The sequence below is a fragment of the Mycobacterium sp. PS03-16 genome (assembly GCF_004570325.1).
In the GTDB taxonomy this organism is placed as follows: Bacteria; Actinomycetota; Actinomycetes; order Mycobacteriales; family Mycobacteriaceae; genus Mycobacterium.
On the sequence record NZ_SPQO01000003.1, the window covers coordinates 21705 to 47805 of the forward strand.

Genomic DNA, 26101 nt, shown 5'->3' on the forward strand with positions numbered 1-26101 from the left:
TTTTGTAGACAGTCCACAAAAGAGCATGTGATGCGACAGCATCGACACCTGGCCGCAATCTGTTACAGCTGACGCGGTGGTGCCGGGACGGCCGCACGCGCCGGGCCGGCCGGCGGGGACGGCCGGGCTACCGGACCTGGCAGGTTGGCCTTGCTGTTGAGCCGTCCCACCGTCACGGCCACCCGGAGCACGTACGCGTCGCGCGGCAGGGTGGGATCGCGGCCGGTGAAGTCGGCGATGCGTTTGAGCCGGTAGCGGACGGTGTTTGGATGAACGAACAGTTTGCGTGCGCACGCCTCGATGGCCCCGCCGGAGTCCAAATAGGCGTCGAGGGTCTCGGTCAGTGCCGGGCCCGCGTCGCTCAGCGGCCGCATCACCTCGGAATCGAGCGCGGCGATGGCCGTGGTGTCACCGAGCAGCGCCCGCTCGGGCAGCAGCTCGCGCGCCGACACCGGGCGCGGCGCGAGGCTCCACCCGGCCACCGCGTTCATGCCCGCGATCGCCTCCGTGGCGCTGCGGTGGGCGGCGGCCAGCGTCGGTGCGGTCGGTCCGAGCACCACCGGACCGTCGGCGAACACGCTGACCAGTTCGGTGAGGAACCGGTCGGTCACCGACAGCGGGCCCGAGACGATGGCGACCAGCCAGGTGCCGTGCACATCGGACAGCGCCGCCCGGTTGTTGCGGTTCACCACGTCGCGCACGTCGTCGGACGCCAGATCCATGCGGTCCGGGTGGGGCAGCCCGACGATGACCGTGGCAGGCGCGGTCGCGTCCCAGTTCAGCGCGGCGGCCTGCGACTGCAGTTCCGGCCCGATGTCGCCGCGCACGACGGCGTCGATGAGGTTGGCCTCCATGCGGGTGTCCCAGGCGCCGCGCGCCTCGGCCTGATCGGCGTAGGCGGTGGCGGCCGCGAACGCCAGGTCCCGGCTGTAGCGCAGGATGCCCGCGGTCAGCGCCGTCAACTGGTCCTCCGAGCGGGCCAGCAGCGGCACCACCTCCTCGAAGAACTCCATGGTGATCCGCACCATCTCCACCGACTGGCGCAGCGCGATGCGCCGCCGCAGGTCCTGGGGCACCACCTCGAAGGCCTGCGCGGTGTAGCTGACGTCGCTGCGCGGGTCGCGCATCCATTCCACGAAGTTGACCACCGCGGCCTGCACGACGAGCTGCACGCTGGCCCGCTGCGACGCCTCGAGCCCGGCGAAGAACGGCAGCCGTTCCTCCATGACGCGCACCGCCTGGGTGGCCAGCTGCCCGGAGAACTGCTTGAGCCGCCGCAGCACGGAGTCCGGCACTGTCTGCAGCACCTCGACCGTCGACGCGGGCGGCACGTACCGGTTGTCGGGCATATCTAAAAGCTACGCCTCCGATCTGGTGGGTTCCTCCAAGGAGCCCACCGAGCGGGCCCGTTGGGGCCCGCTCGGCTCGGATCAGGCCACGCCGGGATCCGAGGTCTGCTCCGGCGCCGCCATCACATCGTCGATCTCGTAGCGCTTGGCGGCCTCGACGGCCACCGAGATGTCGATGTTGCCGTCGCGGGCCAGGCCCTCGAGCACCGCGACCGCCACCGACTCGCCGTCGGTGTTGTAGTAGCGGCGGGCAGCCGGACGGGTGTCGGAGAACCCGAAGCCGTCGGTGCCCAGCGTGATGTAGGTGCCGGGCACCCACGGCCGGATCTGCTCGGGTACCGCGCGCATCCAGTCCGAGACGGCCACCACCGGGCCGGGCGCGTCGGCCAGCGCCTGCGTGACGTACGGCGTGCCCGCCGGCTGGTCCGGGTGGCGCAGTCGCTGCTTCTCGATCTCCACACCGTCGCGGTTGAGTTCACCCCAGCTGGTCACCGACCACACGTCGGCGGCCACGTCCCACTCGTCGGCGAGCAGTTCGGCCGCCCGCAGTGCCGACGGCATGCCGACACCGGAGACCAGGATCTGGGCCCGGTGCGACTTGCCCTCCGGCGCAGGCTGGTAGAGGTACATCCCGCGCAGCAGACCCTCGACGTCGAGGTTCTCCGGTTCGGCCGGCTGCTTGTAGGGCTCGTTGTAGATCGTCATGTAGAAGTAGACGTTCTCCGGGTTCTCCCCGTACATGCGAGCCAGGCCGGATTCGATGATGTAGGCGATCTCGTAGGCGAACGCCGGGTCGTAGGCCACCACCGCCGGGTTGGTCGCGGCCAGCAGCAGCGAATGCCCGTCGGCGTGCTGCAGCCCCTCACCGACCAGCGTGGTGCGCCCGGCGGTCGCGCCGAGCACGAAACCGCGGGCCATCTGGTCGGCGGCGGCCCACAGGAAGTCGCCGGTGCGCTGGAACCCGAACATCGAATAGAAGATGTAGAGCGGGATCATCGGCTCGTTGTGCGTGGAGTACGACGTTCCCACCGCGGTGAACGATGCGGTGGAGCCGGCCTCGTTGATGCCCTCGTGCAGGATCTGGCCGACTTCGCTCTCCTTGTAGGCCAGCATCAGCTCGGCGTCCACAGAGGTGTACAGCTGCCCGTTGCGGTTGTAGATCTTGAGGTTCGGGAACCACGAGTCCATGCCGAACGTGCGCGCCTCGTCGGGGATGATCGGCACGATCCGGTGCCCGATGTTCTTGTCGCGCAACAGCTCCTTGAACGTGCGGACCGTCGCCATCGTGGTGGCGACCTCCTGCTTGCCCGAGCCCTTCTTCAGCGCCTTGTAGGCGTCGCGGCCCGGCAGCGTGAGCGCCTTGGACTTGGTGCGCCGCTCGGGCAGGAATCCACCCAGCGCGCGGCGCCGGTCGAGCATGTAGCGGATCTCCGGCGCTTCGGGGCCCGGGTGGTAGTACGGCGGCAGGTAGGGGTTCTGCTCGAGCTGCTCGTCGCTGATCGGGATGCGCTGAGCGTCGCGGAAGTCCTTCAGATCCTGCAGCGCAAGCTTTTTCATCTGGTGGGTGGCGTTGCGGCCCTCGAAGTGCTTACCGAGCGTGTAGCCCTTGATGGTCTTGGCCAGGATGACCGTCGGCTGACCCTTGTGCTCCATCGCCGCGCGGTAGGCGGCGTAGACCTTGCGGTAGTCGTGGCCGCCGCGCTTGAGGTTCCAGATCTCGCTGTCCGACATCTTCTCCACCAGCGCCTTGGTGCGCGGGTCGCGGCCGAAGAAGTGGTCGCGGACGTAGCCGCCGTCGTTGGCCTTGTAGGTCTGGTAGTCCCCGTCCGGGGTGGTGTTCATCAGGTTGACCAGGGCGCCGTCGCGGTCGGCTTGCAGCAGGGCATCCCACTCGCGGCCCCACACCACCTTGATGACGTTCCAGCCCGCGCCGCGGAAGAACGACTCCAGCTCCTGGATGATCTTGCCGTTGCCGCGCACCGGTCCGTCGAGGCGCTGCAGGTTGCAGTTGACCACGAACGTCAGATTGTCCAGCGCTTCGTTGGCGGCCACCTGGATCAGGCCGCGGCTCTCCGGCTCGTCCATCTCACCGTCGCCGAGGAACGCCCACACATGTTGGTCGGAGGTGTCCTTGATGCCGCGGTCGGCGAGGTAGTGGTTGAACCGGGCCTGGTAGATCGCGTTCATCGGGCCGATGCCCATCGACACCGTCGGGAACTCCCAGAAGTCCGGCATCAGCCGCGGGTGCGGGTACGACGGGAGGCCGCCGCCGGGGTGGCTGTGCTCCTGGCGGAAGCCGTCCATCTGCTCGGAGGTGAGGCGGCCCTCGAGGAAGGCGCGGGCATAGATGCCGGGGGAGGCGTGACCCTGGATGAACACCTGGTCGCCGCCGCCGGGATGGCTCTTACCGCGGAAGAAGTGGTTGAAGCCGACCTCGTAGAGCGCCGCCGAGGACGCGTAGGTGGAGATGTGCCCGCCGACGCCCACACCGGGGCGCTGCGCGCGGTGCACCATGATCGCCGCGTTCCAGCGGATCCACGCGCGGTAGCGGCGCTCGACGTCCTCGTCGCCGGGGAACCACGGCTCGAGCTCGGTCGGGATGGTGTTGACGTAGTCGGTGGAGGTCAGCGCGGGGATCGCGACGCGCTGCTCGCCGGAGCGTTCCAGCAGCCGCAGCATCAGGTAGCGCGCCCGGGCCGGGCCCGACCGCTCCAGCAACGCGTCGAACGATTCCAGCCACTCGCCGGTCTCTTCGGGGTCGATGTCGGGCAGGTACGACGCGACACCCTCACGGATCACCCGAACCCGGTCGTGGTCGGCTGCGGTGGAGGAGTTTTGGGCCAGGTCCTGGCGCACGAACTCGGTGGTCAACTTCCGCTCCTTGTTAGGCGGTATCAATGCGCCGCGAAGGCGGGGGGTTTGTGGCTCCCCGCGTACGCGGTGACCTCTATCCTTCCCTCTCCGCGGCGCCGTCGCACCGGTGGGGGTGAACAGCGCTCCCGCGGCACGCGCCGGTGGCCGCAATGAACCCGCGAGGCGGGGTGGATACCGGTAACGTCTGCAGACCGTGCTGATCGGTGTGCGGCGGCTGCGGGGGGTCGCGCTGGTGCTCGGCTACCTCGCCGTCGGCGCCATGGTGATCGTCGGCTGCACCTCGGTGACGCAGGGCACCGCCCGGGTGGACAGCGCGGAGGCGCCCCGGTACCGGGCGTCGGTGTCGTCGTCGGTCCAGGAGTCGATCGCCCAGTCCAGCGCACGCGAATCGGAGCGCCAGCAGTCGCTGACCACGGCCGCGATCCACACCTCGTGTGAGGACCTCAGCAGCTCCAGCGTCGACGCGATCAACGCCGTCAACGCCTACGTCGACGCCTTCAACGAGGAGGCGCCGGATGTGGCGGGCCGGGCCGGTCCGGCGATCGATGCGCTCAACATCAGCGCCGACCTGGTCAGCAGCGGGATCAGCGATGTGCTGTCGCCGGAACTGCGCGACGCGCTGGGCGCCTGGGCGGGTGCGGCGCGCGACGTCGCGGGCGCGATCGCGCGCGACGCCGGGCCCGACGAGTTCAACGCCACGGTGGAGAACCTCAACAGGTCCAGAGAGGTGGCGTTGAACCTGTGTGACGCGTCATATTGACGAACCGCGGCAGCGGGCACCCGTGTCCGGAGGCCGCGTGCGACGATAGGGCTTCGAGTACCGGCAGCAGGGCAGGCAGAAGGAGGACCGACGGTGGTGGCGGCGGCGGACGCCCCGAAGTACGCCCAACGACTGGGCATCGAAAACGATCAGATCGTGCAGGAGCTGGGTTGGGACGAGGACGTCGACGACGACATCCGCGCCGACATCGAGGACGCGTGCGGCAGTGAGCTGCTCGACGAGGACGCCGACGAGGTGGTCGATGTGGTGCTGCTGTGGTGGCGCGACGACGACGGCGACCTGGTCGACCGGCTGATGGACGCCATCACCCCTCTCGCCGAGGACGGCGTGATCTGGGTGGTGACCCCCAAGACCGGGAAGCCCGGCCACGTCCAGCCGGCCGAGGTCGCCGAATCGGCGCCCACGGCGGGGCTGATGCAGACGTCGTCGGCCAACCTGGGCGACTGGATCGCCAGCCGGCTGGTGCAGCCGAAGTCGAAGGCGGCGGGGAGAAGGTCGTAGCGGTGCTCGAGCCCGGGACCCAGGCACCGGACTTCACCCTCAAGGACCAGAACGGCCGGACCGTCACGCTCAGCGCCTTCCGTGGGGCGAAGAACGTGGTGCTGGTGTTCTATCCGTTGGCCTTCACCGGCATCTGTCAGGGCGAGCTCGACGAGATCCGCGACCACCTGCCGCGCTACGTCAACGACGACACCGCGACGCTGGCCGTCTCGGTCGGCCCGCCGCCCACCCACAAGGTCTGGGCCACCCAGAGCGGGTTCACGTTCCCGCTGCTGTCGGACTTCTGGCCGCACGGCGCCGTCGCGCAGGCCTACGGGGTGTTCAACGCCGACGCCGGCTTCCCCAACCGCGGCACGTTCGTCATCGACCGGGCGGGCGTCATCCGGTTCGCCGAGATGAAGCAGCCGGGCGAGCCGCGCGATCAGGCGGTGTGGCGCGACGCCCTGGCCGCCCTGTCCGCGGCCTGAGGCGATTTCCGCTGCCCGTCGTCGCCGGGTAGCCTGCCCCCGCGGGGGCGTGTAGCTCAGTGGTAGAGCTCTGGTTTTACACACCAGCGGTCGGCGGTTCGATACCGTCCACGCCCACTCACGGATCTGCAGCGCAGGGGCCGGCGACGCGAGTCGCGGCGACCCCCGGTGGAGTTTGCGTTGTCAGGCAGGCCTTTCCACACCCCGACACTGACCGGATGGACCCGTGAGCACCATGCCTGTACGCCTCGGATGCGTGTACCTGCCGCAATTCGCGCCTGAACGGATCGCCGCCACCGCGCGCGCCGCCGACGCCGCGGGCCTCGACGAACTGTGGCTGTGGGAGGACTGCTTCCTTGCCGGCGGCGTCTCCGCGGCCGCGATCGCGCTGGCGAACAGTGAGCGGCTGACTGTGGGAGTCGGCGTACTTCCGGCGCCGTTGCGCAATGTCGCGCTGACTGCGATGGAGCTCGCGACCTTACACAGAGCGTTTCCGGGCCGTGTGCGCACCGGTGTCGGTCACGGTGTGCAGAACTGGATGGAGCAGGTGGGCGCCAAGGTGCGCTCGCCGATGACGCTCCTGCGTGAGTACGTCGCCTGCCTGACCGCCCTGCTGCGCGGTGAAACGGTCACCTTCCACGGCAGGTACGTCAGTCTGGAAGACGTCACCCTCGACTGGCCGCCGGCAGGCTCAGTCGAACTCCTCACCGCCGCCGTCGGCCCCAAGACGTTGGCGCTGAGCGGCGAGTTGTCCGATGGCACGATTCTGACCCAGGGCACGACACCGGATCAGGTACGCGATGCGATCACTCACATCGCTGCCCACCGGCGGCACTCGATCGTGACCTACGTGCTCTGCGCCGAGGGCGACGGCGCTGCACATCAGATCAACCGCGAGCTCGAGCGCTGGAACCTCGACCCCGCCACGGATGTCCACGCCAGCGGTGGGGCCGCGGACATCGCCACCTCGGTGCGCAGATGGGTCGACGCCGGTACCGACACCGTGGTTCTGCAACCACCGCTGGACGCCCGCGTCGAGGACTTCGTCCGGTTTCTCGGCGAGCAGGTGGCGCCCCTGGTCCGGTAGCCCGAAGAAGGCTGAGTTCAGCGCGACAACCTCGCCATGCCGTTGACCGGGCCGTGGCCCCGGCCCAGTGGATATGCCGCGCGGATGCACTCGGTGACCCAGAGCTTGGCGAAACGGACCGCGTCGGGAACCGCGTACCCGTGCGCCAGCGCGGCGGTGATCGCCGCGGCAAGCGTGTCGCCGGCGCCGTGATCGTGGCGGGTGTCCACCCGTTCCGCGGTGAACGTATGCACATCGGAGCCGTCGAAAAGCAGATCGGAGCTGGTCTGCGAGGTGCGCAGATGGCCGCCCTTCACGAGAACCCAGCGCGGCCCCAGCGCGTGCAGGGCCCGGGCCGCGTCGAGTTGACTGTCGCCGTCGACCACATCGATGCCGACGAGGAGCCGCACCTCGTCGAGGTTCGGTGTCACCAGCGAAGCCATCGGAATCAGGTCGTCGCGCATGGTGTCGAGCGCACTGGGGTGAAGAAGTGGCTCGCCGACATGTGACGCACACACCGGATCGACCACCAGCGGGACGACACCGTCGAGTCCCTCGGACCTCCAGGTCTTCACGACGGTTCTGATGATCTCCCCGGACGCGAGCATGCCGGTCTTGGCCGCGTCGACGCCGATGTCGGAGACCACCGCGCTGATCTGCCCCGCCACGACGTCGACCGGAACTTCGTGGAAACCCCGGACGCCCAGCGAGTTCTGGACCGTGACGGCGGTCAGTGCCGCGGTCCCATGGACGCCCAACATCGCGAAGGCGCGCATGTCGGCCTGCAGGCCGGCGCTGCCGCCGGAGTCTGATCCGGCGATGGTCATGACGCGGCGCGGGGTCTGGCCCGGTGCGGTCAGGGGAAGGTCGTGAGCGTCGGCCATGAGCTCGATTGTGTCAAGTGCCCTCATCCCGGCGGGGCGAAGAACTCCAGTGCAACCCCGTCGGGGTCGCGGAAGCTCAACCCCGACCCGTACGGCGCGTCGACCACACCGCCGTGCGTGATACCCAACTCGTCGAGCCGACGCGCCCACGTCTGCAGCTCGGCGCGGTCGGCGCAGCCGAAGCTGACATGGTCGAGTCCGGGCTGGAACTCCGTGAACTCACCGTCTGAGGCGGGCCGGTCGTGCTGGTGGATCCCGAACAGGGTGCCGTCCCCGAACGCCCACACCAGATGGTGGAAACCTGCGTCGGTGTGTTCGTCGAGGACCGGTTCGGTCTCGAACAGCGCGCGGTACCAGGGTCCGCTGACGTCGAGGTCGCGCACGGTGACGGCTACGTGATTGAGTCCGTTGATGGCCATGAGGACCTCCGTCGGGGGCTGGGACTCCCCTCAGTAGAGCACTTCAGCGCCGGCGGCCGTAGCGATCGGCCAGTTTGTCCTGCGGGGTCTGCGGCGCCTGCGCCTGCGCATCGGCGGCGGCCTTGTCGCGTCGGCGCTGGCGCACCTCGGCGTAGATGAAGTAGCCGAGCCCGATCGGGGCGATGATCCCGAACGCGATCCACTGGATGCCGTAGGACAGGAACGGGCCGGCGTCGAGATGGGGCAGCGAGATCACGCCCAGCCCGCCCGGCTGGTCCTCGACCAGCTGCAGGTACGACCCGGTCAGCGGCACGCCGGTGAGCTGGGAGATCTGCCCGGGATTGATCGCGTACACCTGCTGGTGACCGGCCTCGCGGAACGGCTGCTTACCGGGCGGCACCGGCTCGGCGTCGCGCAGGCGCGCGGTGATCGTCACGGTCTGCGTCGGCGCCGCGGCGATCGGGGGCACCTCCGATCCGCGTTCGGGGGTGACATAGCCGCGGTTGACCAGCACCGTGGGGCCGCCGTCGACCGCGAACGGGACCAGCACCTCGTATGCCGGGTCACCGTCGATCACCCGAAGCCGGGCCAGCACCTGGGCGTCGGGCAGGTACCTCCCGGTCGCGGTGACCCGCTGCCACTGCTCATCGGGGGCGACCGAATCCTGTTGCGGCAGAACGGAGGTGACCGGCACGGGCGCGGCGGTCAGGGACCGGGAGATCTGGGCGTTCTCCCGGGAGGTCGTGGTGTTCTTGCCGAGCTGCCACGGCGCCAGCACGGTGAAGCACAGATAGGCGAAGGCGAGGACGACGACGAACAGCGCCAGCCAGGCCGGCCGCAGCAGGAAGGCCCAGCGCCGCATCAGCTCGCCAGTCCCCGTGCCGCGAGCTGGTCGTCGACCCAGGCGTGCAGGCCTGGCAGCGCCGCCTCGATGACGGTGAAGACGTCCTCGAAGTCGTCCTGGGTGCCGTAGTAGGGGTCCTCGACGTCGAGGGCGTGCGCACCCGAGCGCGGGTCGAACGACCGCAGCATCCGCAGCCGCTCCGGCGGCACCCCGAGATCGGTCAGCATCCGGACGTGGTTGCGGCCCAGCGCCACCACCAGGTCGGCCGTGAGATGCCCGTCGTCGACGGCGGCGGCGCGATGGATGCTGGGGTAGCCGTGGGCGCGCAGGACGTGCACCGCCCGCGGATCGGCCGGGTCCCCGGCGTGCCATCCGCCGGTGCCGGCGCTGCTCACCCGCACCGCGCCGGTCAGTCCGCGCTCGGCGATCTGGTGGGCGAACATCTTCTCCGCCATCGGCGAGCGGCAGATGTTGCCCGAACAGACGAACGTCACGTGCAGCCGCGGATCCGTCGAGTCAGACACCGAGCACCTCGCGCAGGTCGGCCACCGTCTCCACGTGCGCCAGCGCCGCCACCGGCGTCGGCTCGGTGAAGTCGGCGCGGCCATATCCCCAGCCGACGACCACCGTGTCGATACCGTGCTCGGCGGCGCCCTCGACGTCGTGCCACCGGTCACCGACCATCACCACGCGATCGGGCAGCGGCCGCAGCCGCTCGAGCGCGTAGGCGACGACGTCGGCCTTGGTCGCGCGCACGCCGTCGACGCTGGCGCCGGCGATCACCTCGAAGTAGCCGTCGAGCCCGAAGTGCGCCAGGATGCGCTGCGCCGTCGGCTCGGCCTTGGACGTGGCGACCGCCAGCCGCACCCCGGCCGCCTGCAGATCGGCCAGCAGCGCCGGGATGCCGTCGAACGTGCGGTTCATCGACCATCCGCGGGTGGTGTAGTCGGCGCGGTAGGCGGCGATCGCGGCGTCGGCGCGCTCGCCGAGGCCCAGCGAACGCAGGGTGTGGTGCATCGGCGGACCGACGATGCGGCTGGCCAGGTCGCCGTCGGGGACAGGGACGCCGACCTCCCCGAGCGCGTGCCGGAAGCTCGCGACGATGCCCTGCGCCGAATCGGTCAGCGTGCCGTCGAGGTCGAACAGCACGAGCTGCGGGCGGGTCAGGGTCGAACGGTCCAGCGTGTCGGTCACGGCTCCATTGTCCCCGACCCTGCGCGCGGCGTTCGCGGGGTCGTTTCGCCGACCGTGCCGCGCCGCGCACTACTGTCGTGCTGTGTCACGTTCCGCGCCGCAGGCTGCCCGCTACCACGGCGATCAGGCCGCGCTGCCCGGCATGCTCGACTTCGCCGTCAACGTGCGCGCGGCCACCCCGCCGCCGTGGTTGATCGAGCGGCTGTCGGGGCGGTTGGCCGACCTCGGCCACTATCCGTCGCGCACCGACGAACAGGCCGCGGTGCGTGCCGTCGCGGGCCGGCACGGTCGCCGCGAGGACGAGGTGGCGCTGCTGGCCGGCGGGGCCGAGGGTTTTGCGCTGCTGCCTGCGCTGCGGCCGCGCCGCGTCGCGCTGATCGCGCCGTCGTTCACCGAGCCCGATGCGGTGTTCGCCGCCGCGGACGTGCCGGTGACCCATGTGGTGCTCGACGCGCCGTTCGGGTTGGCCGGGGCCGCGGTGCCCGACGAGGCCGACCTGGTGGTGGTCGGCAACCCCACCAATCCGACCGCGGTGCTGCACGCCCGCGAGGACCTGCTGGCGCTGCGCCGGCCGGGCCGCACGCTCGTGGTCGACGAGGCGTTCGCCGACGCGGTCGCGGGGGAGCCGGCGTCGCTGGCGGGCGAAGCGCTGCCGGACGTGCTGGTGCTGCGCAGCCTCACCAAGACGTGGGCGCTGGCCGGGCTGCGGGTCGGTTACGCGCTCGGCGCGCCGGAGGTGCTGCGGCGGCTGACCGCCGGCCGCGCGCACTGGCCGCTGGGCACCCTGCAGTTGGAGGCGCTGGCGGCGTGCAGTGCGCCGGCGGCGGTGGCCGAGGCCGAGGCGGGCGCGCGGCGGCTGGCGGGTGTGCGCGCCGACATGGTGGCCGGCCTGACCGGGCTCGGACTGGACTGTGTTCCGGGCGCCGCGCCGTTCGTGCTGTTCTCGGTGCCCGATGCGGAGCTGGTGCGAAAGCGTCTGGCGGAGAGCGGGATCGCGGTGCGGCGCTGTGACACGTTCGTCGGTCTGGACGGTTCCTACCTGCGGGCGGCGGTGCGTGCGGAGTGGCCGGTGCTGGTCGACGCGCTGACGGAGGCGCTGCGATGAGTGTGCGGCTGTCCGAGGTGATCGACGTGCTCGACGACGCCTACCCGCCGGCTCTGGCCGAGAACTGGGATTCGGTCGGCCTGGTGTGCGGTGACCCCGACGAACCCGTCGAGTCGGTCACCGTCGCCGTCGACGCGACCGCCGACGTCGTCGCCGAGGTGCCCGAACGGGGCCTGCTGCTGGCCCACCACCCGCTGCTGCTGCGCGGGGTCGACACCGTGGCGGCCAGCACCCCGAAGGGTGCACTGGTGCATTCGCTGATCCGCGGCGGCCGAGCCCTGTTCACCGCGCACACCAACGCCGACTCGGCGGCGCCGGGGGTGTCCGACGCACTGGCCGACGCGCTCGGGCTGCGGGTCGAGCAGGTGCTGTCCCCGGTGTCGACCGATGATGACCTGGACAAGTGGGTGGTCTACGTGCCCAGCGGGGACGCCGACGCGCTGCGTGAGGCGGTGTTCGCCGCCGGCGGTGGGCACATCGGCGACTATTCGCACTGCAGCTGGAGTGTGGCGGGCACCGGGCAGTTCCTGCCGCACGAGGGCGCCTCGCCGGCGATCGGCAGCGTCGGTTCGGTCGAACGGGTGGCCGAGGACCGCGTGGAGATCATCGCGCCTGCGCGGCTGCGCCGCGACATCCTGACGGCCGTGCGCACCGCCCACCCGTACGAGGAGCCGGCGTTCGACATCTTCAGCATCGCGCCCATCCCGGGCGATGTCGGGATCGGTCGGATCGGGTCGCTGCCCGCACCGGAACCGTTGTCCGCGTTCATCGCCCGCGTCAACTCCGCGCTGCCGGCGACGACCTGGGGGGTGCGCGCCGCGGGTGATCCGGCGGCCATGGTGTCGCGGGTCGCCGTGTGCGGGGGAGCGGGAGACTCGCTGCTGGGCACCGTGGCGCGCGCCGGGGTGCAGGCCTATGTCACCGCCGACCTGCGGCACCATCCCGCCGACGAGCACCTGCGGGCGTCGCCGGTCGCGCTGGTCGATGTGGCGCACTGGGCCAGCGAGTTCCCGTGGTGCGAACAGGCCGCCGCCCTGCTGCGGACACACTTCGGCGATGCGTTACCCGTGACGGTCTGTGCGCGGCGCACCGATCCCTGGAACCTCGCCGACGAGAGGGGAGACCATGAAAGCTGATGTCTGGCAGCAAGGTTCGCTGCTGAAGCTGGCCGAGGTGGACGCCGGGCTGGCGCGCGTCGACCACCGGGTCAAGAACATGCCCGAACAGCAGGAGTTCGACCGGCTGCGCGCCGAGCACGGCGCGGCGAACGACCGGCTGGCGGTCGTGGGGCTCGCGGTCGAGGACCTCGACGCGCAGATCACCAAACTCGAATCCGAGATCGACGGCGTCCGCCAGCGCGAGGACCGCGACCGCGCGCTGATCGACGGCGGTACGGTGGCGGCCAAGCAGATCGCCGAACTGCAGCACGAACTGGAGACGCTGCAGCGCCGCCAGGCCGACCTGGAGGACCAGCTGCTGGCGGTGATGGAACGTCGCGAGGAGCTGCAGGGTCAGCGCGACGAAGCGCTGGGCCGCATCGACGAACTGCAGGCGCAGTTGACGGCCGCGCAGCAGACGATGACCGACGCGGTCGCCGAACTCGACCGCTCTCGCGAGGAGAGCGCCGCCCGCCGTGCGGAACTGGTGGCCTCGCTGCCCCCCGAGCTGGTCACGCTCTACGAGCGTCAGCGCGCCCGCGGCGGTCCAGGGGCCGGGCAGCTGCAGGGGCGCCGGTGCGGTGCCTGCCGGCTGGAGATCGATCGTGGTGAGCTGGCGCGGATCTCGGCCGCCGCCGACGACGAGGTGCTGCGCTGCCCGGAGTGCGGCGCGATCCTGATCCGGGTGGCGGGACTGACCCGGTGAAGGTCGTCGTCGAAGCCGACGGCGGATCCCGCGGCAATCCCGGGCCCGCCGGCTACGGCGCGGTGGTGTGGTCGTCGGACCGGGAATCGCTGCTGGCGGAGGCCAAGCAGGCGATCGGGCGGGCCACCAACAACGTCGCCGAATACCGCGGCCTGATCGCCGGGCTCGAGGAGGCGGCGAGGGTGGGCGCCACCGAGGTGGCCGTGTCGATGGACAGCAAGCTGGTCGTCGAGCAGATGTCGGGCCGGTGGCGGGTCAAACACCCCGACCTGGCCCCGCTGTACCAGCAGGCGCAGGACCTGGCCGGCCGGTTCGACCGGGTGACCTACTCGTGGATTCCGCGGGCCCGCAACGCGCACGCCGACCGGCTGGCCAACGAGGCCATGGACGCCGCGGCCGGCGTCGAGACCCCCGCACGGGTAACGGATCCCGACCCGCAGCGGCAAGGGTCGACCACCACGCCCTCATCGCCGCCCGGGTGGACCGGTGCGCGCGGGGCGCCGACCCGGCTGCTGCTGCTGCGCCACGGCCAGACCGAACTGTCGGTGCAGCGGCGCTATTCGGGACGGGGCAACCCGGCGCTGACCGAGCTGGGTCGCAGGCAGGCCGACGCCGCCGCGGCGTACCTGGCCGAGCGCGGCGGGATAGACGCCGTCATCAGCTCGCCGCTGCAGCGGGCGCATGACACGGCGGCGGCTGCGGCGAAGGCGCTGGGGCTCGACGTGACGGTGGACGACGACCTCATCGAGACCGACTTCGGCGCGTGGGAGGGGCTGACGTTCAGCGAAGCCTCCGAACAGGATCCGGATCTGCACGGCCGGTGGCTGCGCGACACCAGCGTCGAGCCGCCGGGCGGGGAGAGCTTCGACGTGGTGGCCCACCGCGTCCGGCGGGCGCGCAACCGGATCATCGCCGAACACGGTGCGGCGACGGTGCTGGTGGTCTCGCACGTGACGCCGATCAAGACGATGCTGCGCATGGCGCTCGACGCCGGTGAGGGCATCCTCTACCGCCTGCACCTGGATCTCGCCTCGCTCAGCATCGCCGAGTTCTACCCCGACGGCGGATCGTCGGTGCGGTTGGTCAACCAGACCGCCTACCTGTGATCAGGCGTGCAGGTGCAGGCGTTCGCCGTGCGGCCCGAAGATCACGATGGCCTCGACGGGACCGTCGACCGCCCCGAACCAGTGCGGCGTCCACGTCGAGAACTCCACGGCCTCACCGGGTCCCACGATGAAGTCGCGGTCGCCGAGCATGAGCCGCAGTTGACCCGACAGCACGTACATCCAGTCCTGGCCCTCGTGCACCGGTAGCTCCTCGGGAGGTTTGCGCCGGCGCGCACTGACCCGGATCTTCCATGCGTGCAGCCCACTGGCCGAGGTGTGCCGGGTCAGCGGCCAGTACGTCACACCGTGGCGGGTCTGGGAGCTGCTGCGCACCCGCGGGTCCTCCGCCTCCGGCGTGCGCAGCAGATCGTCCGTGGTGACCGACAGTGCGGTGGCCAGCCGGGGCAGGTGGTCCAGGGCCAGCCGCCGTTTCCCGGATTCCAGCCGGCTCAGCGTCGACACGTCGATGGCCGACCGGCCCGCCACCTCCTCGAGGGTCATTCCACGTTGTTTGCGTAGCTCGCGCAGCCGCTTGCGGACCCGCTGATCGACGCCGTCCTCGGATGTCTCATTTGCCTGCATGGCAACCCAGCTTGGCATCTCGTGCCTGCCGCGGCAACCTCGAGGCATGGACAACGTATGGGATTGCGTGGTGGTCGGCGGGGGCGCCGCCGGCCTGAGTGCCGCGCTGGTGCTGGGCCGGGCGCGACGGCGCACGCTGGTCGTGGACGCCGGTGCGCCGAGTAACGCGGTGGCGCACGGGATCGGTGGACTGCTGGGGCACAACGGCCGCCCGCCCGCCGATCTGTACGCGCTGGGACGCCGCGAGCTGGCGGAGTTCCCGCACGTGCAGGTGCGCTCCGGCGCCGTCGTCGACGCACGGCGCGGGGACCTGTGCACGGTGGGGCTGGCCGACGGCAGCACCGAGATGACGCGGTTGATCCTGCTGGCCACCGGCATGGACTACCGGCTGCCGCAGGTGCCGGGCCTGGCCGAACTGTGGGGCTCATCGGTGTTCCACTGCCCGTTCTGCCACGGCTGGGAGATGCGCGACGCGCCGCTGGCCGTGCTGGCGGGCGCCCGTGCGGTGCACGCCGGGCTGATGCTGCGCGGATGGACCGACGACATCGTGGTGCTGACCGACGGAAACGACGATCTGGCCGAAGGTCGAGATCTGTTGACGGCGGCGGGCATTCGCATCGACGAGCGACCCGTGGCCCGGGTCCGTGGGGACGACGGCGCAGTGGTCGTCGAGTTCTCCGACGGCTCCGCGCTGCCGCGGCGCGGACTGATGGCCGCCCCGGCGATGGCGCAGCGTTCGCCGTTGGCGCAGCGGCTGGGCGTGCGCTTCGATCAGGCCAACCCGATGTCGGGCGAGGCGGTGTGGGTCGACGACTTCGGCCGCACCTCGGTGCGCGGGGTGCTGGCGGCCGGTGACGTGACGGTACAGATGCCGCAGGTGGCCGCCGCGATCGCGGCCGGGTCGAAGGCCGGCGCGTCCGCGGTGCAGACGCTGCTCGGCGAGGACCACGGACTGCCGGTCCCGCCGTGGAAGGAGGAGGTCCATGTCTGAGGCGGTGGACTTCTGGGAGCAGCACTACGGCGCCAGAGACCGGGTGTGGAGCGGGCGGGTCAACGCGCGACTGGCCGAGATCGCCGGGCCGCTGCGACCGGGCCGCGCGCTCGATCTCGGCTGCGGTGAGGGCGGCGACGCCATCTGGCTGGCCGGACACGGTTGGGAAGTGGTGGCCGTGGACATCTCGGCGACCGCACTGCAGCGGGCGGCCGAGGACGCCCGCGCGGCGGGGGTGGCCGATCGCATCGACTTCCAGCGCCACGATCTGGACGTCGATTTCCCGGCCGGCCCGTTCGATCTGGTGTCCGCGCAGTTCTTCCACTCGCCGGTGGACATGGATCGCACCGGGGTGCTGCGCCGGGCCTCCGACGTCATCGCCCCGGACGGCCTGCTGGTGATCGTCGACCACGGCGGGGCGCCGCCGTGGGCGCCGAAAAACGGTCACCTCCACGTCTTCCCGTCGGTGCAGGAGGTGCTGGCGGCCCTCGATCCCGATCCGGCGCAGTGGCTCACGCAGCGGGCCGAATCGGTGGGACGCACGGCGACCGGTCCGGACGGTCAGACCGGCACGCTGCTCGACAACGTCATGGTGCTGCGGCGGCGGCCGGCCGACTAGGGGGCCGGTGCTCAAGCTGCGTCGTGGAAGACCAGCCCCAGCGTGAACCGCTGCCCGGACCGCAGCCGGGACACGCCGTGGCGGACCGGTGCGGCCGACCAGCCGCGCGCCGAGCGGACCGGGCGGTCGCGGGTGGTGAACACGAAACCGTGGCCCTGCGGCAGCGACACCGCGGTGCCGCGCGACTGGGCCCGCGGACGCTGTTCGACAAGCAGGAACTCGCCACCGGTGTGGTCGCGGCCCGGATCGCTGAGGTTGATCACCACCTGCAGCGGGAAGACCAGCTCGCCGTACAGGTCGCGGTGCAGGGCGTTCCAGTCGCCTGCGCCGTACCGCAGCAGGATGGCCGTCGAGCGGGTCTGACCGGCGGCGTGGCACATCGCCCGCCACTCGTCGAGCGTCTCGGGCCAGGGCGCGGGCCGGCCGAGCCGCTCGGCCCAGTCGCGGGCGATGGGCAGCAGGTGCGGGTACAGCTGCTGCTGGAGATCCTCGACGGCGTCGGGGTAGGGCCGCGCGAGGTACCGGTACTCGCCCGACCCGAAGCGGTAGCGGGCCATGTCGATGGTGGCGCGGAACCGTGCGTCGTCGGGATAGAGCTCGCGCAACCCCGCGCACTGCCGGGCGGTCAGCAGCCGCGGCAGCAGTGCCCCGCCGACCTCGTCGAGTTCGTCCGCGATCGCGGCCCAGTCGGTCATACCCGGTAGACGCTGCCACGGCCGGGAACGTGAGATCGCCGGATCAGCGCCGCCAGAACAGGTGATGTGTCACGCCGCTCGGGCTGGGCACGACGTCGTGGTGGAACCGGTCATCGAGTTCCTCGGGGGACTCCCACAGCCGCACCCCGGATCCGAGCCGCACGTCGCACACCGCGACGTGCAGGGTGTCGACGAGATCGGCGGCGAGGAACGACCGGATGATGGTGGCTCCGCCGCCGAGCCGGACGTCCTTACCTCGCGCGGCCTCGCGGGCCTGCGCCAGCACCGCGGCCGGTTCGTCGTCGACGAAGTGGAACGTGGTGTCGGACAGGGTGAACGACGGCCGTAGGTGGTGCGTCATGACGAACACCGGGGTGTGGAAGGGGGGTTCGTCGCCCCACCAGCCCTGCCAGTCGAGGTCGCGCCACGGCCCCCGGTGGGGGCTGAATTTGTGGGCGCCCATGATCTCGGCACCGATGTTGTGGGAGAAGTCCCGGGTGAGGTAGTCGTCGAGGCCGCGGCTGCCGCCGGGGTCCGTGCGATTCGGCCAGCTCGCGGTGGCACCGGCCCAGGCGAACATCTGCTGGGGGTCGGCATGCCCGAAGGGGCGGTCAAGGCTTTGATTCTCCCCGGCGCCGAATCCGTCCTGCGAGACGGCGAAGTTCTGAACCTTGAGCAGCTGTGCCATCAGTCGCGTTCCGCCTCGTAGCGCAGCAGGACCGTGCCGCCCGGGAAGGTGCGGTTCTCCAGCAGCCGCAGCGAGATCCACGACGGCAGGGTCGGGAAGAACGGGACGCCGCCGCCCACGGCGGTGGGCGCGATCACGATCCGGTACTCATCCACCAGCCCGGCCTGCACGATCGGTGCGGCCAGCGTCGCACCGGCCACCTCCAGCTGGCCGTCGGTTTCGGCTTTCAGCTTCCTCACCACCTCGACAGGGTTGCCGCGTTCCAGACGGGAGTTCCAGTCGACGGAGTCCAAGGTGCGCGAGAAGACGACCTTGGGCATGTCACGCCAGATGTGGGCGAAGTCGACGATCGTCGGGGTGGCGTCCGGGGCCTGGTCGGCGGTCGGCCAGTACGCGGACATCAGGTCGTAGAGCCGCCGGCCGTAGATCGACAGGGCGGTGTCCCGCTCGAAGTCGTTCCAGTACCGGTGCAATTCGTCGCTCGGATCGCTCCAGTCGATGTTGCCCTGCGCGTCCGCGATGTACCCGTCCACCGACACGTTGAAGCCATAGATGAGTCTGCCCATGCACATCAGACTGCACCGGCGCGTAGAACTCATCGCGGCACCACACGGGAGGTGGCAGAGTCCGTGGAGTGTGGTACTGTCGAACACATGTTCGATTTGACCGCGTTGACCGAGGTCGACCCGCGTGCCGGGGAAGCGGCGCTGGTCGCGCGGATCGCCGAGCTCGAGCGGGTCAAGGCGGCCGCCGCTGCCGGGCAGGCGCGGGCGGCGGCGTGGCTCGACACGATCCGCCGCGCGGATGAGGCGGCGGCCGGGGTACCGGCGGCCAAGCGGGGCCGTGGGCTGGCCTCAGAGGTGGCGCTGGCGCGTGCGGAGTCACCCAACCGGGGCGGGCGCCACCTCGGCTTCGCCAAGGCTCTGGTGTTCGAGATGCCGCACACCATGGCCGCGCTGGAGAGCGGGCAGCTGTCCGAGTGGCGGGCCACGCTGATCGTGCGCGAGTCGGCGTGCCTGAGCGTCGACGACCGCCGCACCCTGGACGCCGAGTTGTGCCGCGATCCCCGGGGGCTGGCCGGCATGGGCGACAAGCGCATCAGCGCCGCAGCCAAGGCGATCGCCTACCGGCTCGACCCGCGCGCAGTCGTCGACCGTGCGGCCCGCGCCGTCACCGACCGGACGGTGACCATCCGTCCGGCACCCGACACCATGACCTACGTGACCGCGCTACTCCCGGTCGCGCAAGGCGTCGCGGTGTATGCGGCGCTCAAGCGCGCCGCCGACACCACCTTCGACGGCCGGTCCCGCAACCAGGTCATGGCCGACACGCTCGTCGAGCGGGTCACCGGCCGGCCCGCCGACGTGCCGGTGCCGGTCGCGGTCAACCTCGTGATGACCGACCGGACCGCGTTCGCGGCCGATGACGCGCCCGCCGATCTGACCGGCTACGGCCCCGTGCCGGCGGCCATCGCCCGGCAGATGGTCGCCGCCGCCGCCACCGACGCCCGCACGCGCGCGACACTGCGCCGGCTCTACCGCAGGCCGGGGTCCGGCGCACTCGTCGCGATGGAGTCGCGGTCGCGCCGGTTCCCCAAGGGGCTGGCCTCTTTCATTGCCACGCGCGACCAGACCTGCCGCACGCCCTACTGCGACGCGCCGGTCCGGCACACCGACCACGCCCATCCCAGCCGGCGCGACGGCCCGACCAGCGCCGCCAACGGGTGCGGTACGTGCGAGCGCTGCAACTACGCCAAGGAAGCGGCCGGCTGGCAGGTCACCGCGGGGGACACCGCCGCTGGGCACGTCGCCGATTTCGTCACGCCCACCGGTGCGCAGTACCGGTCCACCGCGACGCCGCTGCCCGGCACCCGCCCGATCACGGTGGTCGAAATCCACGCGCACATTCCCGTGGACGCCGACGGGTTCGGTTGCCGAGCAGCCTAACCGACGGGCTGCTCGGCGAGCTGCGTGAGGCGCACGCTGTTGCCGGACGGGTCACGGAAGCCGGAGTCGATGCCGTACGGCATCTGGTGGGGCGCCTCGGTGAACTCCACCCCGCGCGCCGACAGCTCCTCGTACGAGCGTTGGCAGTCGTCGGTGGTGAGGAAGACCGTCCCGGCGAAACCCTTCGCGGTGAGGTCGAGCACCTCGCGTCGGGTGGCGTCGTCCATGACGGGGGCGCCCGGCACCGCCATCAGGACGATCGACACGTCGTCCTGTCCCGGCGGCCCGACCGTCAGCCAGCGGAAGATCCCGTTGACGTCGGGCATCGAGACATCTTGGCGCACTTCCATTCCCACTTTCTGAGTCCAGAAGTCCAGGGCGGTCTGCTGATCGTGAACCCACAGGTGAACACTGGCGATTCTCATGTCCACGACGCTACGACCGGCCGTGCCCGCCCGTCTTCTCCCGGCGTGCTGTCTTGGGGACGCGGCTGTCCGACGGGGGACGGGTGTCGCGTTTGAGCACGCACCCCGGGATCCGCGCGTACACCGCGGCGGGCGGCAGGCTGGCGCGGTAGGCGGCCGGCGGCAGCCCGTAGACCCGGGCGAAGCTGGTGGTGAACGAGCCGACGCTCTGCAGGCCGACCATCGCGCAGATGTCGGCCACCGAACGGTCGGTGTAGCGCAGCAGCGCCGCCGCCCGCTCCAGGCGCCGCGTCTGCAGGTACTCGCGCGGCGATTCACCGAAGGCCCGGGTGAACGCCCGGCTGAAGTGCGACCGCGACAACCCGGCCGCCCGGGCGAGGTCGTCGACGGTCAGCGCCTCGGCGTAACGGGCGTCGACGAGGTCGCGGGCGCGCTGCAGATAGCGGGCCGGCGGCACCTGGGCCATGCCTGTGAGTATGACGGTCGCGCAACCGGTGCGGGAAGCGCTACCTTGTGTGACGCGGACGAGTTGGCCGGGCGGCCGCGGACCGGAAACGGTTCGAGGAAAGTCCGGACTTCACAGAGCAGGGTGATTGCTAACGGCAATCCGAGGTGACTCGCGGGACAGTGCCACAGAAAACAGACCGCCACCGGCGACGGTGGTAAGGGTGAAACGGTGCGGTAAGAGCGCACCAGCACCCCGGGTGACCGGGGTGGCTCGGCAAACCCCACCCGAAGCAAGGCCAAGTGGACCGCACCTGGTGCGGTCGCGCAGGCGTCCGAGGGCTGCTCGCCCGAGCCTGCGGGTAGGCCGCTCGAGGCACCCGGCAACGGAGTGTCCAGATGGATGGTCGCCGCCGCGCCGCCAGCAATGGCGACGCGGAACAGAATCCGGCTTACAGGCCAGCTCGTCCGCCCATCAGGTCGCCTTGCGCACCGCCTTGTCAAGGGCGCGCAGCGCGTCGTCGATCTGCTCCTCGGCGGCCCGCGCCACCTCGTCCTCGATCCGGTAGAGCAGCCCGTAGGTGAAGGTGTCCTCGCCGGCGGCGTGCGCCGCGGTGGCCTGCTCGGCCAGGTGGGCGCGGCTGACGACGCTGTCCTGGTGGTCGCCCAGCAGCGTCTGGATGACCTTGGCCTTTTCCGACACCGTGCCGGCACCGGTCGCCGCCGCGGTGTAGCGCAGCCGTTTGGCGCCCTTGCGGATCTTGTGCAGGGCCTCGTCGTGGTCGTGTTCGGCGGCCTCGGCCGCCCGCTTGGCCTGTTTGCGGATCTTCTTGTAGGCGCCCGCAATGCTCAGCTGTGCCGGCTCGGCCCCGTCCGCGGGCGCGGCCGGCTCGGTCGACACCAGGCCGTCGAGCGCGTCGAGCAGCCGGAAGTACCGCTGCGAGCGCATCGCGATCAGCGACCGGCGCAGTCCGGAGGCGTAGCGCCGCTGCGCCCCCTTGACCAGCCGCTCGCGCACCGGGCCGCGCACCAGTTCCGGCGCCAAGGCGTCGAGCGACTTCTCGTAGCGCTCGGCGAGCACCTCGGCGTCGCGGGCCACGCCGAGCACCGCGGCGAGCTGACGCAGTTCGTCGAGCACCCAGGCGTCGTCGGAGATGCCGAAGGCGCCCTCCGCCGACTGCAGCAGGCTGCGGATCTTGCGTGTGGTCACCCGCATCTGATGCACGGAGTCCCACACGTCGGCGCGCACGGCGCGGTCCCACACCAGCAACTGGTCGACCTGTTCGGCGACCGCGCGGTGCAGCGGATCCGAGGTGGTGGCCGCCTCGGTGTCGTCGCCGCCCGTGTCGAGGACCCTGGCCAGCTTCGACCCGTGCCCGGCCGGGCCGGCCCCGGCGTCGATCAGCCGGTTCGACAACCGGTCGAGCAGCGCGGCGCCGTCGGTCGCGTGCTCGGTCAGCTCGAGTTCCCACTCGCGCCACTGTTGTTCGTCACCGCCCACCGCCGACGCGGTCACCTGGTCGTCGCAGAACTCCGCCACCGGCTGCCCCTCCGGGCCGTACAGCATGTCGACCGTGCGGGTGGTGCTGATCCGGGCGACCGGCGCCAGCGTCCGATCGCGCACGATCGCCAGCACGATGTCGCGCAGATCCTCGGGGACGTCCTCACCCTCGAGCGGTGCACGCACCTCGGTGCGGGCGGCCGGCCCGGCGGGCAGTTTGAGATGCCAGCCGGCGTCGGTGCCGCCGGTGCGCCGCCGCAGCGTGATCCGGTGGGCGGCGAGATCGCGTCCCGGCGTGTCGAAGTACACCGCGTCGAGTTGCTGTACGGGCAGCCGGTCCACCCGGGCCACCGCGGACAAGCCGTCGAACGACGGTGACACCGTCGAGCCGACCACCTCGAACTTGCGCTCCACTTCGGTGTACCGCGCGGTCTTCGGCTTCTTGCTGGCCATCTCGTCCTTCACTTGTCGTCCACGTGCTGTTAACCGGGGGCCTCAGGGTGCCATACGAAGGTGAACGCCCCGCGGCGGCGCATCGCTACAGTTCCCGGTGTGAGCGACTACGACACCATTGCGTTCGACCAGTCGGGCCCCGTTGCGCGGATCACGCTGGACCGTCCGGACGCGGCGAACGGCATGAACGACGCCATGACCGCCGAACTGGCCGACGTCGCCGCGCGTTGCGACACCCCGGCGACGAAAGTCGTGGTGCTCACCGGATCCGGCCGGTTCTTCTGTGCCGGCGGCGATTTGAAGGCCTTCGCGGCCGCGCCGAGCCGGGGCCGCTTCATCAAGGGCGTCGCCGACGACCTGCACCGGGCGATCTCGACGTTCGCCCGCATGGACGCCGTGCTGATCACCGCCGTCAACGGCGCCGCGGCGGGCGCGGGGTTCAGCCTGGCGATCACCGGCGATCTGGTGCTCGCCGCCGAGTCGGCGTCGTTCACCATGGCCTATACCCGGGTCGGGCTCAGCCCCGACGGCAGCTCGTCGTACCACCTGCCCCGACTGGTGGGGATGCGCCGGGCCCAGGAGCTCATGCTGACCAACCGGACGTTGACCGCCGCCGAGGCGGTGCAGTGGGGGTTGATCACCGAGGTGGTGCCCGACGCCGACCTCGCCGACCGCGCCGGGGCGCTGGCCGAGAGGCTGGCCGGCGGCTCGGCGACCTCGCACGGCGCCGTCAAGGCGCTGCTCCTGGAATCGCTGCGCAACGGCCTCGAAGACCAGATGGAACTCGAAGGCCGGACCATCGCCCGCCGCGCCGACTCGCCCGACGGCCGCGAAGGCGTCGACGCGTTCCTGGCCAAGCGGCGCCCGGACTTCGCCTAGAAGCTGTGCTCCTCGGCCGGGAACGACCCGGCCGCCACCTCGTCGGCGTACAGCGTTGCGGCACGGCGCAATTCGGCACCCACGTCACCGAAGCGCTTGACGAACCTCGCGGTCTTGCCACTGGTCATGCCGGCCATGTCCTGCCACACCAGCACCTGACCGTCGCAGTTGGGTCCCGCGCCGATGCCGACGGTGGGGATGGTCAGCTTGCCGGTGATCTGGGTGGCCAGCTCGGCCGGCACCATCTCCATGACCACCGCGAACGCGCCGGCCTCGGAGACGGCGATCGCATCGGCGATGGTCTGGTCGGCGGCGTCGCCGCGGCCCTGGACCTTGAAGCCGCCCAGACCGTTGACGCTCTGCGGGGTGAACCCGATGTGCGCCATGACCGGGATGCCGGCCGCCGACAGCGTCGCGATCTGCTCGGCGACCCGCTCACCGCCCTCCAGCTTGACCGCGTGCGCACCGGTCTCCTTGAGGAAGCGGGTGGCCGTGGCGAGGGCCTGGCGGGGGCCCTCCTCGTAGCTGCCGAACGGCAGGTCGGCCACCACCAGTGCGTGCGGCGCACCGCGCACCACACCCCGCACCAGCGGGATGAGTTCGTCGATCGTGACCGGCACCGTGGTGTCGTAGCCGTAGACGACGTTGGCGGCGGAGTCGCCGACCAGCAGCACCGGGATACCGGCGTCGTCGAATACGCGGGCGGTGGAGTAGTCGTAGGCGGTCAGCATCGCCCACTTGTGGCCTTCGGCCTTCCACTTCTGCAGGTGGGTGGTGCGAACCTTGATGCGCGGCTTGGCGGCGGACTCGTCGCGCGCAGCGCCGTAGACAGTCTGCTCAGACATCGTCGTCCCTCGAGGGTGGTCGGTTCGATCCTCGTGGCCCCGTGCGGGGTCCCCGGGTTCGTCGGACGCCACCAAGTCTGCCACCCCGGCACACGCGAGTGAACGGCGTGTTGAGTGGATTTGCTCACATCGGCAGCCCTGGCACATACGCTGGCGCCCATGCAACGGCTCAGCGGGCTCGACGCCAGCTTCCTCTACCTCGAGACCGCGCAGCAACTCTTGCACGTGTGCTCGATCCTGGAGCTCGACACGTCCTCGATGCCCGGCGGCTACACCTTCGACAAGTTGCGCGATGCGCTGTCCCGGCGCATCGAGTCCATGCCGCAGTTTCGCGAGAAACTCGCCGACAGCCGGTTCAACCTGGACCATCCGGTGTGGGTGGAGGACAAGGACTTCGACGTCGACCGGCACCTGCACCGCATCGGCCTGCCCGCCCCGGGCGGGCGCCGGGAGCTGGCCGAGATCCTCGGCCACATCGCGTCGCTGCCGCTGGACCGCACCCGCCCGCTGTGGGAGAAGTGGGTCATCGAGGGCATCGACGGCACCGACGCCCGCGAGGGCGGGACGCTGGTGGTGCTGACCAAGGTGCATCACGCCGCCGTCGACGGTGTCACCGGCGCCAGCCTGATGTCGCAGCTGTGCAGCACCGAACCCGACGCGCCCGACCCCGAACCGGTCGAGGGCGTCGGCGGCGGCAATCAGCTGGAGATCGCGGTGAGCGGTGCGGTCAAGTTCGCCACCCGGCCGCTCAAACTCGTCAACGCGGTGCCGATCACGTTGAACTCGGTCTACGACACGGTCAAGCGCATCCGCTCCGGGCTGACCATGGCCGCCCCGTTCGCGGCGCCGCAGACGCCGTTCAACGCCAACGTCTCCAGCCACCGCAACATCGCGTTCGCCCAACTCGAACTCGACGACGTCAAGAAGGTGAAGAACCACTTCGGCGTCAAACTCAACGACGTGGTGATGGCGCTGGTGTCCGGCGTGTTGCGCAAGTTCCTGGCCGACCGCGGCCAGCTGCCCGACGGCACGCTGATCGCGATGGTGCCGGTGTCGGTGCACGACCGCTCCGACCGGCCGGGGCGCAACCAGGTCTCGGGCATGTTCTCGCGCCTGGAGACCCACATCGAGGACCCGGTGGAGCGGATCAAGGCCATCGCCGACGCGAATTCGGTGGCCAAGCAGCACAGTTCGGCGATCGGGGCCACCCTGCTGCAGGACTGGACGCAGTTCGCCGCGCCCGCGGTGTTCGGCACCGCCATGCGGGTGTACGCCGCCAGCCGGCTGTCGGGTGCGCGTCCGGTGCTCAACCTCGTGGTGTCGAATGTGCCGGGCCCGCAGGTGCCGCTGTACTACCTCGGCAACGAGGTGAAGGCGATGTACCCGATCGGCCCGATCTTCCACGGCGCGGGACTGAACATCACGGTGATGTCGCTCAACGGCAAATTGGACGTCGGCATCGTGTCGTGTCCCGAGCTGTTGCCGGATCTGTGGGACCTGGCCGACGACTTCGCGCCCGCGCTCGAGGAACTGCTCGACGCGACGCGGTAACCGCCGCTTGCCTGCGCCGACGCGGGGTC

General features: G+C 70.8%; 28 protein-coding genes, 1 tRNA gene and 1 other RNA gene. 15 read left to right on the forward strand and 15 right to left on the reverse strand.

Annotation, left to right across the window (positions count from 1 at the left end):
* Positions 1–62: 62 nt before the first annotated feature.
* Positions 63–1349, reverse strand: a complete 1287-nt coding sequence (locus E4P42_RS03200) for a CdaR family transcriptional regulator (protein ID WP_135122956.1) — start codon at positions 1347–1349, stop codon at positions 63–65.
* A gap of 81 nt (positions 1350–1430) precedes the next feature.
* The gene (aceE, locus tag E4P42_RS03205; RefSeq protein WP_135122958.1) at positions 1431–4220 is read right to left on the reverse strand and encodes a pyruvate dehydrogenase (acetyl-transferring), homodimeric type; all 2790 of its coding nucleotides are present in this window, start codon (positions 4218–4220) and stop codon (positions 1431–1433) included.
* A 262-nt stretch (positions 4221–4482) separates the two neighbouring features.
* Here aceE and E4P42_RS03210 point away from each other — a divergent pair, with 262 nt between their 5' ends.
* From E4P42_RS03210 to E4P42_RS03230, 5 genes are all read left to right on the forward strand, one after another.
* Positions 4483–4983, forward strand: a complete 501-nt coding sequence (locus tag E4P42_RS03210) for a hypothetical protein (protein WP_135123421.1) — start codon at positions 4483–4485, stop codon at positions 4981–4983.
* A gap of 93 nt (positions 4984–5076) precedes the next feature.
* Entirely contained in the window at positions 5077–5505 is a 429-nt protein-coding gene (locus E4P42_RS03215) for a DUF3052 domain-containing protein (RefSeq protein WP_135122960.1), read from the forward strand.
* A gap of 2 nt (positions 5506–5507) precedes the next feature.
* Entirely contained in the window at positions 5508–5972 is a 465-nt protein-coding gene (locus E4P42_RS03220) for a peroxiredoxin (protein WP_135122962.1), read from the forward strand.
* Positions 5973–6017: 45 nt separating this feature from the next.
* Positions 6018–6089: transfer RNA gene (locus E4P42_RS03225), tRNA-Val, on the forward strand.
* 118 nt (positions 6090–6207) lie between these two features.
* Positions 6208–7059, forward strand: a complete 852-nt coding sequence (locus E4P42_RS03230) for an LLM class flavin-dependent oxidoreductase (RefSeq protein ID WP_135123423.1) — start codon at positions 6208–6210, stop codon at positions 7057–7059.
* A gap of 17 nt (positions 7060–7076) precedes the next feature.
* Here E4P42_RS03230 and thiD read toward each other — a convergent pair whose 3' ends face one another.
* From thiD to E4P42_RS03255, 5 genes are read right to left on the reverse strand one after another with little or no spacing between them, the layout of a single operon-like run.
* Entirely contained in the window at positions 7077–7922 is an 846-nt protein-coding gene (gene thiD, locus E4P42_RS03235; protein WP_135122964.1) for a bifunctional hydroxymethylpyrimidine kinase/phosphomethylpyrimidine kinase, read from the reverse strand.
* Positions 7923–7945: 23 nt separating this feature from the next.
* Positions 7946–8341 (reverse strand): VOC family protein, encoded by a 396-nt coding sequence (locus tag E4P42_RS03240; RefSeq protein ID WP_135122966.1) that lies wholly within the window; start codon positions 8339–8341, stop codon positions 7946–7948.
* 43 nt (positions 8342–8384) lie between these two features.
* Entirely contained in the window at positions 8385–9203 is an 819-nt protein-coding gene (locus E4P42_RS03245) for an SURF1 family protein (RefSeq protein ID WP_135122968.1), read from the reverse strand.
* Positions 9203–9709: a low molecular weight protein-tyrosine-phosphatase gene (locus E4P42_RS03250; RefSeq protein WP_256371142.1), complete on the reverse strand. Its 507-nt coding sequence runs from the start codon at positions 9707–9709 to the stop codon at positions 9203–9205. Before E4P42_RS03250 ends, E4P42_RS03245 begins: the two co-directional genes overlap by 1 nt.
* Entirely contained in the window at positions 9702–10379 is a 678-nt protein-coding gene (locus tag E4P42_RS03255) for an HAD-IA family hydrolase (RefSeq protein ID WP_135122972.1), read from the reverse strand. The genes E4P42_RS03250 and E4P42_RS03255 overlap by 8 nt, the downstream gene beginning before the upstream one ends.
* A gap of 82 nt (positions 10380–10461) precedes the next feature.
* Here E4P42_RS03255 and cobC point away from each other — a divergent pair, with 82 nt between their 5' ends.
* From cobC to E4P42_RS03275, 4 genes are read left to right on the forward strand one after another with little or no spacing between them, the layout of a single operon-like run.
* Positions 10462–11484: an Rv2231c family pyridoxal phosphate-dependent protein CobC gene (cobC, locus tag E4P42_RS03260; protein WP_135122974.1), complete on the forward strand. Its 1023-nt coding sequence runs from the start codon at positions 10462–10464 to the stop codon at positions 11482–11484.
* Positions 11481–12620, forward strand: coding sequence for a Nif3-like dinuclear metal center hexameric protein (locus E4P42_RS03265; protein ID WP_135122976.1), 1140 nt, complete (start codon positions 11481–11483; stop codon positions 12618–12620). Before cobC ends, E4P42_RS03265 begins: the two co-directional genes overlap by 4 nt.
* Positions 12610–13347: a zinc ribbon domain-containing protein gene (locus E4P42_RS03270; RefSeq protein ID WP_135122979.1), complete on the forward strand. Its 738-nt coding sequence runs from the start codon at positions 12610–12612 to the stop codon at positions 13345–13347. The genes E4P42_RS03265 and E4P42_RS03270 overlap by 11 nt, the downstream gene beginning before the upstream one ends.
* Entirely contained in the window at positions 13344–14453 is a 1110-nt protein-coding gene (locus tag E4P42_RS03275) for a bifunctional RNase H/acid phosphatase (RefSeq protein ID WP_135122981.1), read from the forward strand. Before E4P42_RS03270 ends, E4P42_RS03275 begins: the two co-directional genes overlap by 4 nt.
* On the opposite strand, the gene E4P42_RS03280 is transcribed toward E4P42_RS03275, so the two are convergent.
* Positions 14454–15035: a helix-turn-helix domain-containing protein gene (locus tag E4P42_RS03280; RefSeq protein WP_135122983.1), complete on the reverse strand. Its 582-nt coding sequence runs from the start codon at positions 15033–15035 to the stop codon at positions 14454–14456.
* Positions 15036–15081: 46 nt separating this feature from the next.
* Here E4P42_RS03280 and E4P42_RS03285 point away from each other — a divergent pair, with 46 nt between their 5' ends.
* Positions 15082–16026 carry an NAD(P)/FAD-dependent oxidoreductase gene (locus E4P42_RS03285; protein ID WP_135122985.1) on the forward strand — a complete coding sequence of 315 codons (945 nt, stop codon included), beginning with the start codon at positions 15082–15084 and terminating at the stop codon, positions 16024–16026.
* Positions 16019–16645 (forward strand): bifunctional 2-polyprenyl-6-hydroxyphenol methylase/3-demethylubiquinol 3-O-methyltransferase UbiG, encoded by a 627-nt coding sequence (locus E4P42_RS03290; protein WP_135122987.1) that lies wholly within the window; start codon positions 16019–16021, stop codon positions 16643–16645. Before E4P42_RS03285 ends, E4P42_RS03290 begins: the two co-directional genes overlap by 8 nt.
* 11 nt (positions 16646–16656) lie before the next feature.
* Here the strand turns inward: E4P42_RS03290 and E4P42_RS03295 are convergent, their stop codons facing one another.
* From E4P42_RS03295 to E4P42_RS03305, 3 genes are read right to left on the reverse strand one after another with little or no spacing between them, the layout of a single operon-like run.
* Entirely contained in the window at positions 16657–17340 is a 684-nt protein-coding gene (locus E4P42_RS03295) for a 2OG-Fe(II) oxygenase (RefSeq protein ID WP_135122989.1), read from the reverse strand.
* A gap of 43 nt (positions 17341–17383) precedes the next feature.
* The gene (locus tag E4P42_RS03300; protein WP_135122991.1) at positions 17384–18028 is read right to left on the reverse strand and encodes a dihydrofolate reductase family protein; all 645 of its coding nucleotides are present in this window, start codon (positions 18026–18028) and stop codon (positions 17384–17386) included.
* The gene (locus tag E4P42_RS03305; protein WP_135122993.1) at positions 18028–18594 is read right to left on the reverse strand and encodes a dihydrofolate reductase family protein; all 567 of its coding nucleotides are present in this window, start codon (positions 18592–18594) and stop codon (positions 18028–18030) included. Before E4P42_RS03305 ends, E4P42_RS03300 begins: the two co-directional genes overlap by 1 nt.
* Positions 18595–18681: 87 nt before the next feature.
* On the opposite strand from E4P42_RS03305, the gene E4P42_RS03310 reads away from it, so the two are divergent.
* On the forward strand, positions 18682–19974 hold the full coding sequence (locus tag E4P42_RS03310; RefSeq protein ID WP_135122995.1) for an HNH endonuclease: 1293 nt from the start codon (positions 18682–18684) through the stop codon (positions 19972–19974).
* On the opposite strand, the gene E4P42_RS03315 is transcribed toward E4P42_RS03310, so the two are convergent.
* Positions 19971–20399: a VOC family protein gene (locus E4P42_RS03315; protein WP_135122997.1), complete on the reverse strand. Its 429-nt coding sequence runs from the start codon at positions 20397–20399 to the stop codon at positions 19971–19973. The two genes, E4P42_RS03310 and E4P42_RS03315, sit on opposite strands and share 4 nt — an antisense overlap.
* A 10-nt stretch (positions 20400–20409) precedes the next feature.
* On the reverse strand, positions 20410–20865 hold the full coding sequence (locus tag E4P42_RS03320; RefSeq protein ID WP_135122999.1) for a helix-turn-helix domain-containing protein: 456 nt from the start codon (positions 20863–20865) through the stop codon (positions 20410–20412).
* 59 nt (positions 20866–20924) lie between these two features.
* Here E4P42_RS03320 and rnpB point away from each other — a divergent pair.
* An RNA gene (gene rnpB, locus E4P42_RS03325) (RNase P RNA component class A) lies at positions 20925–21314 on the forward strand.
* 4 nt (positions 21315–21318) lie between these two features.
* On the opposite strand, the gene E4P42_RS03330 is transcribed toward rnpB, so the two are convergent.
* The gene (locus E4P42_RS03330) at positions 21319–22797 is read right to left on the reverse strand and encodes a CYTH and CHAD domain-containing protein (protein ID WP_135123425.1); all 1479 of its coding nucleotides are present in this window, start codon (positions 22795–22797) and stop codon (positions 21319–21321) included.
* 99 nt (positions 22798–22896) lie between these two features.
* Here E4P42_RS03330 and E4P42_RS03335 point away from each other — a divergent pair, with 99 nt between their 5' ends.
* Positions 22897–23676 carry an enoyl-CoA hydratase/isomerase family protein gene (locus E4P42_RS03335; RefSeq protein WP_135123001.1) on the forward strand — a complete coding sequence of 260 codons (780 nt, stop codon included), beginning with the start codon at positions 22897–22899 and terminating at the stop codon, positions 23674–23676.
* On the opposite strand, the gene panB is transcribed toward E4P42_RS03335, so the two are convergent.
* Positions 23673–24521: a 3-methyl-2-oxobutanoate hydroxymethyltransferase gene (gene panB, locus E4P42_RS03340; protein ID WP_135123003.1), complete on the reverse strand. Its 849-nt coding sequence runs from the start codon at positions 24519–24521 to the stop codon at positions 23673–23675. The two genes, E4P42_RS03335 and panB, sit on opposite strands and share 4 nt — an antisense overlap.
* Before the next feature lie 159 nt (positions 24522–24680).
* Here panB and E4P42_RS03345 point away from each other — a divergent pair, with 159 nt between their 5' ends.
* Positions 24681–26072, forward strand: coding sequence for a wax ester/triacylglycerol synthase family O-acyltransferase (locus E4P42_RS03345; protein WP_135123005.1), 1392 nt, complete (start codon positions 24681–24683; stop codon positions 26070–26072).
* The last annotated feature ends 29 nt before the right edge of the window (positions 26073–26101 follow it).

What these genes read in the sequence shown, in the direction of transcription:
- E4P42_RS03200 (WP_135122956.1), bottom strand. Translation starts at nt 1,349, where the DNA reads ATGCCCGACAACCGGTACGTGCCGCCCGCGTCGACGGTCGAGGTGCTG.
- E4P42_RS03210 (WP_135123421.1), top strand. Translation starts at nt 4,483, where the DNA reads ATGGTGATCGTCGGCTGCACCTCGGTGACGCAGGGCACCGCCCGGGTG.
- E4P42_RS03230 (WP_135123423.1), top strand. Translation starts at nt 6,208, where the DNA reads ATGCCTGTACGCCTCGGATGCGTGTACCTGCCGCAATTCGCGCCTGAA.
- thiD (WP_135122964.1), bottom strand. Translation starts at nt 7,922, where the DNA reads ATGGCCGACGCTCACGACCTTCCCCTGACCGCACCGGGCCAGACCCCG.
- E4P42_RS03240 (WP_135122966.1), bottom strand. Translation starts at nt 8,341, where the DNA reads ATGGCCATCAACGGACTCAATCACGTAGCCGTCACCGTGCGCGACCTC.
- E4P42_RS03245 (WP_135122968.1), bottom strand. Translation starts at nt 9,203, where the DNA reads ATGCGGCGCTGGGCCTTCCTGCTGCGGCCGGCCTGGCTGGCGCTGTTC.
- E4P42_RS03265 (WP_135122976.1), top strand. Translation starts at nt 11,481, where the DNA reads ATGAGTGTGCGGCTGTCCGAGGTGATCGACGTGCTCGACGACGCCTAC.
- E4P42_RS03270 (WP_135122979.1), top strand. Translation starts at nt 12,610, where the DNA reads ATGAAAGCTGATGTCTGGCAGCAAGGTTCGCTGCTGAAGCTGGCCGAG.
- E4P42_RS03280 (WP_135122983.1), bottom strand. Translation starts at nt 15,035, where the DNA reads ATGCAGGCAAATGAGACATCCGAGGACGGCGTCGATCAGCGGGTCCGC.
- E4P42_RS03285 (WP_135122985.1), top strand. Translation starts at nt 15,082, where the DNA reads ATGGACAACGTATGGGATTGCGTGGTGGTCGGCGGGGGCGCCGCCGGC.
- E4P42_RS03290 (WP_135122987.1), top strand. Translation starts at nt 16,019, where the DNA reads ATGTCTGAGGCGGTGGACTTCTGGGAGCAGCACTACGGCGCCAGAGAC.
- E4P42_RS03295 (WP_135122989.1), bottom strand. Translation starts at nt 17,340, where the DNA reads ATGACCGACTGGGCCGCGATCGCGGACGAACTCGACGAGGTCGGCGGG.
- E4P42_RS03300 (WP_135122991.1), bottom strand. Translation starts at nt 18,028, where the DNA reads ATGGCACAGCTGCTCAAGGTTCAGAACTTCGCCGTCTCGCAGGACGGA.
- E4P42_RS03305 (WP_135122993.1), bottom strand. Translation starts at nt 18,594, where the DNA reads ATGGGCAGACTCATCTATGGCTTCAACGTGTCGGTGGACGGGTACATC.
- E4P42_RS03310 (WP_135122995.1), top strand. Translation starts at nt 18,682, where the DNA reads ATGTTCGATTTGACCGCGTTGACCGAGGTCGACCCGCGTGCCGGGGAA.
- E4P42_RS03315 (WP_135122997.1), bottom strand. Translation starts at nt 20,399, where the DNA reads ATGAGAATCGCCAGTGTTCACCTGTGGGTTCACGATCAGCAGACCGCC.
- E4P42_RS03320 (WP_135122999.1), bottom strand. Translation starts at nt 20,865, where the DNA reads ATGGCCCAGGTGCCGCCGGCCCGCTATCTGCAGCGCGCCCGCGACCTC.
- E4P42_RS03330 (WP_135123425.1), bottom strand. Translation starts at nt 22,797, where the DNA reads ATGGCCAGCAAGAAGCCGAAGACCGCGCGGTACACCGAAGTGGAGCGC.
- panB (WP_135123003.1), bottom strand. Translation starts at nt 24,521, where the DNA reads ATGTCTGAGCAGACTGTCTACGGCGCTGCGCGCGACGAGTCCGCCGCC.
- E4P42_RS03345 (WP_135123005.1), top strand. Translation starts at nt 24,681, where the DNA reads ATGCAACGGCTCAGCGGGCTCGACGCCAGCTTCCTCTACCTCGAGACC.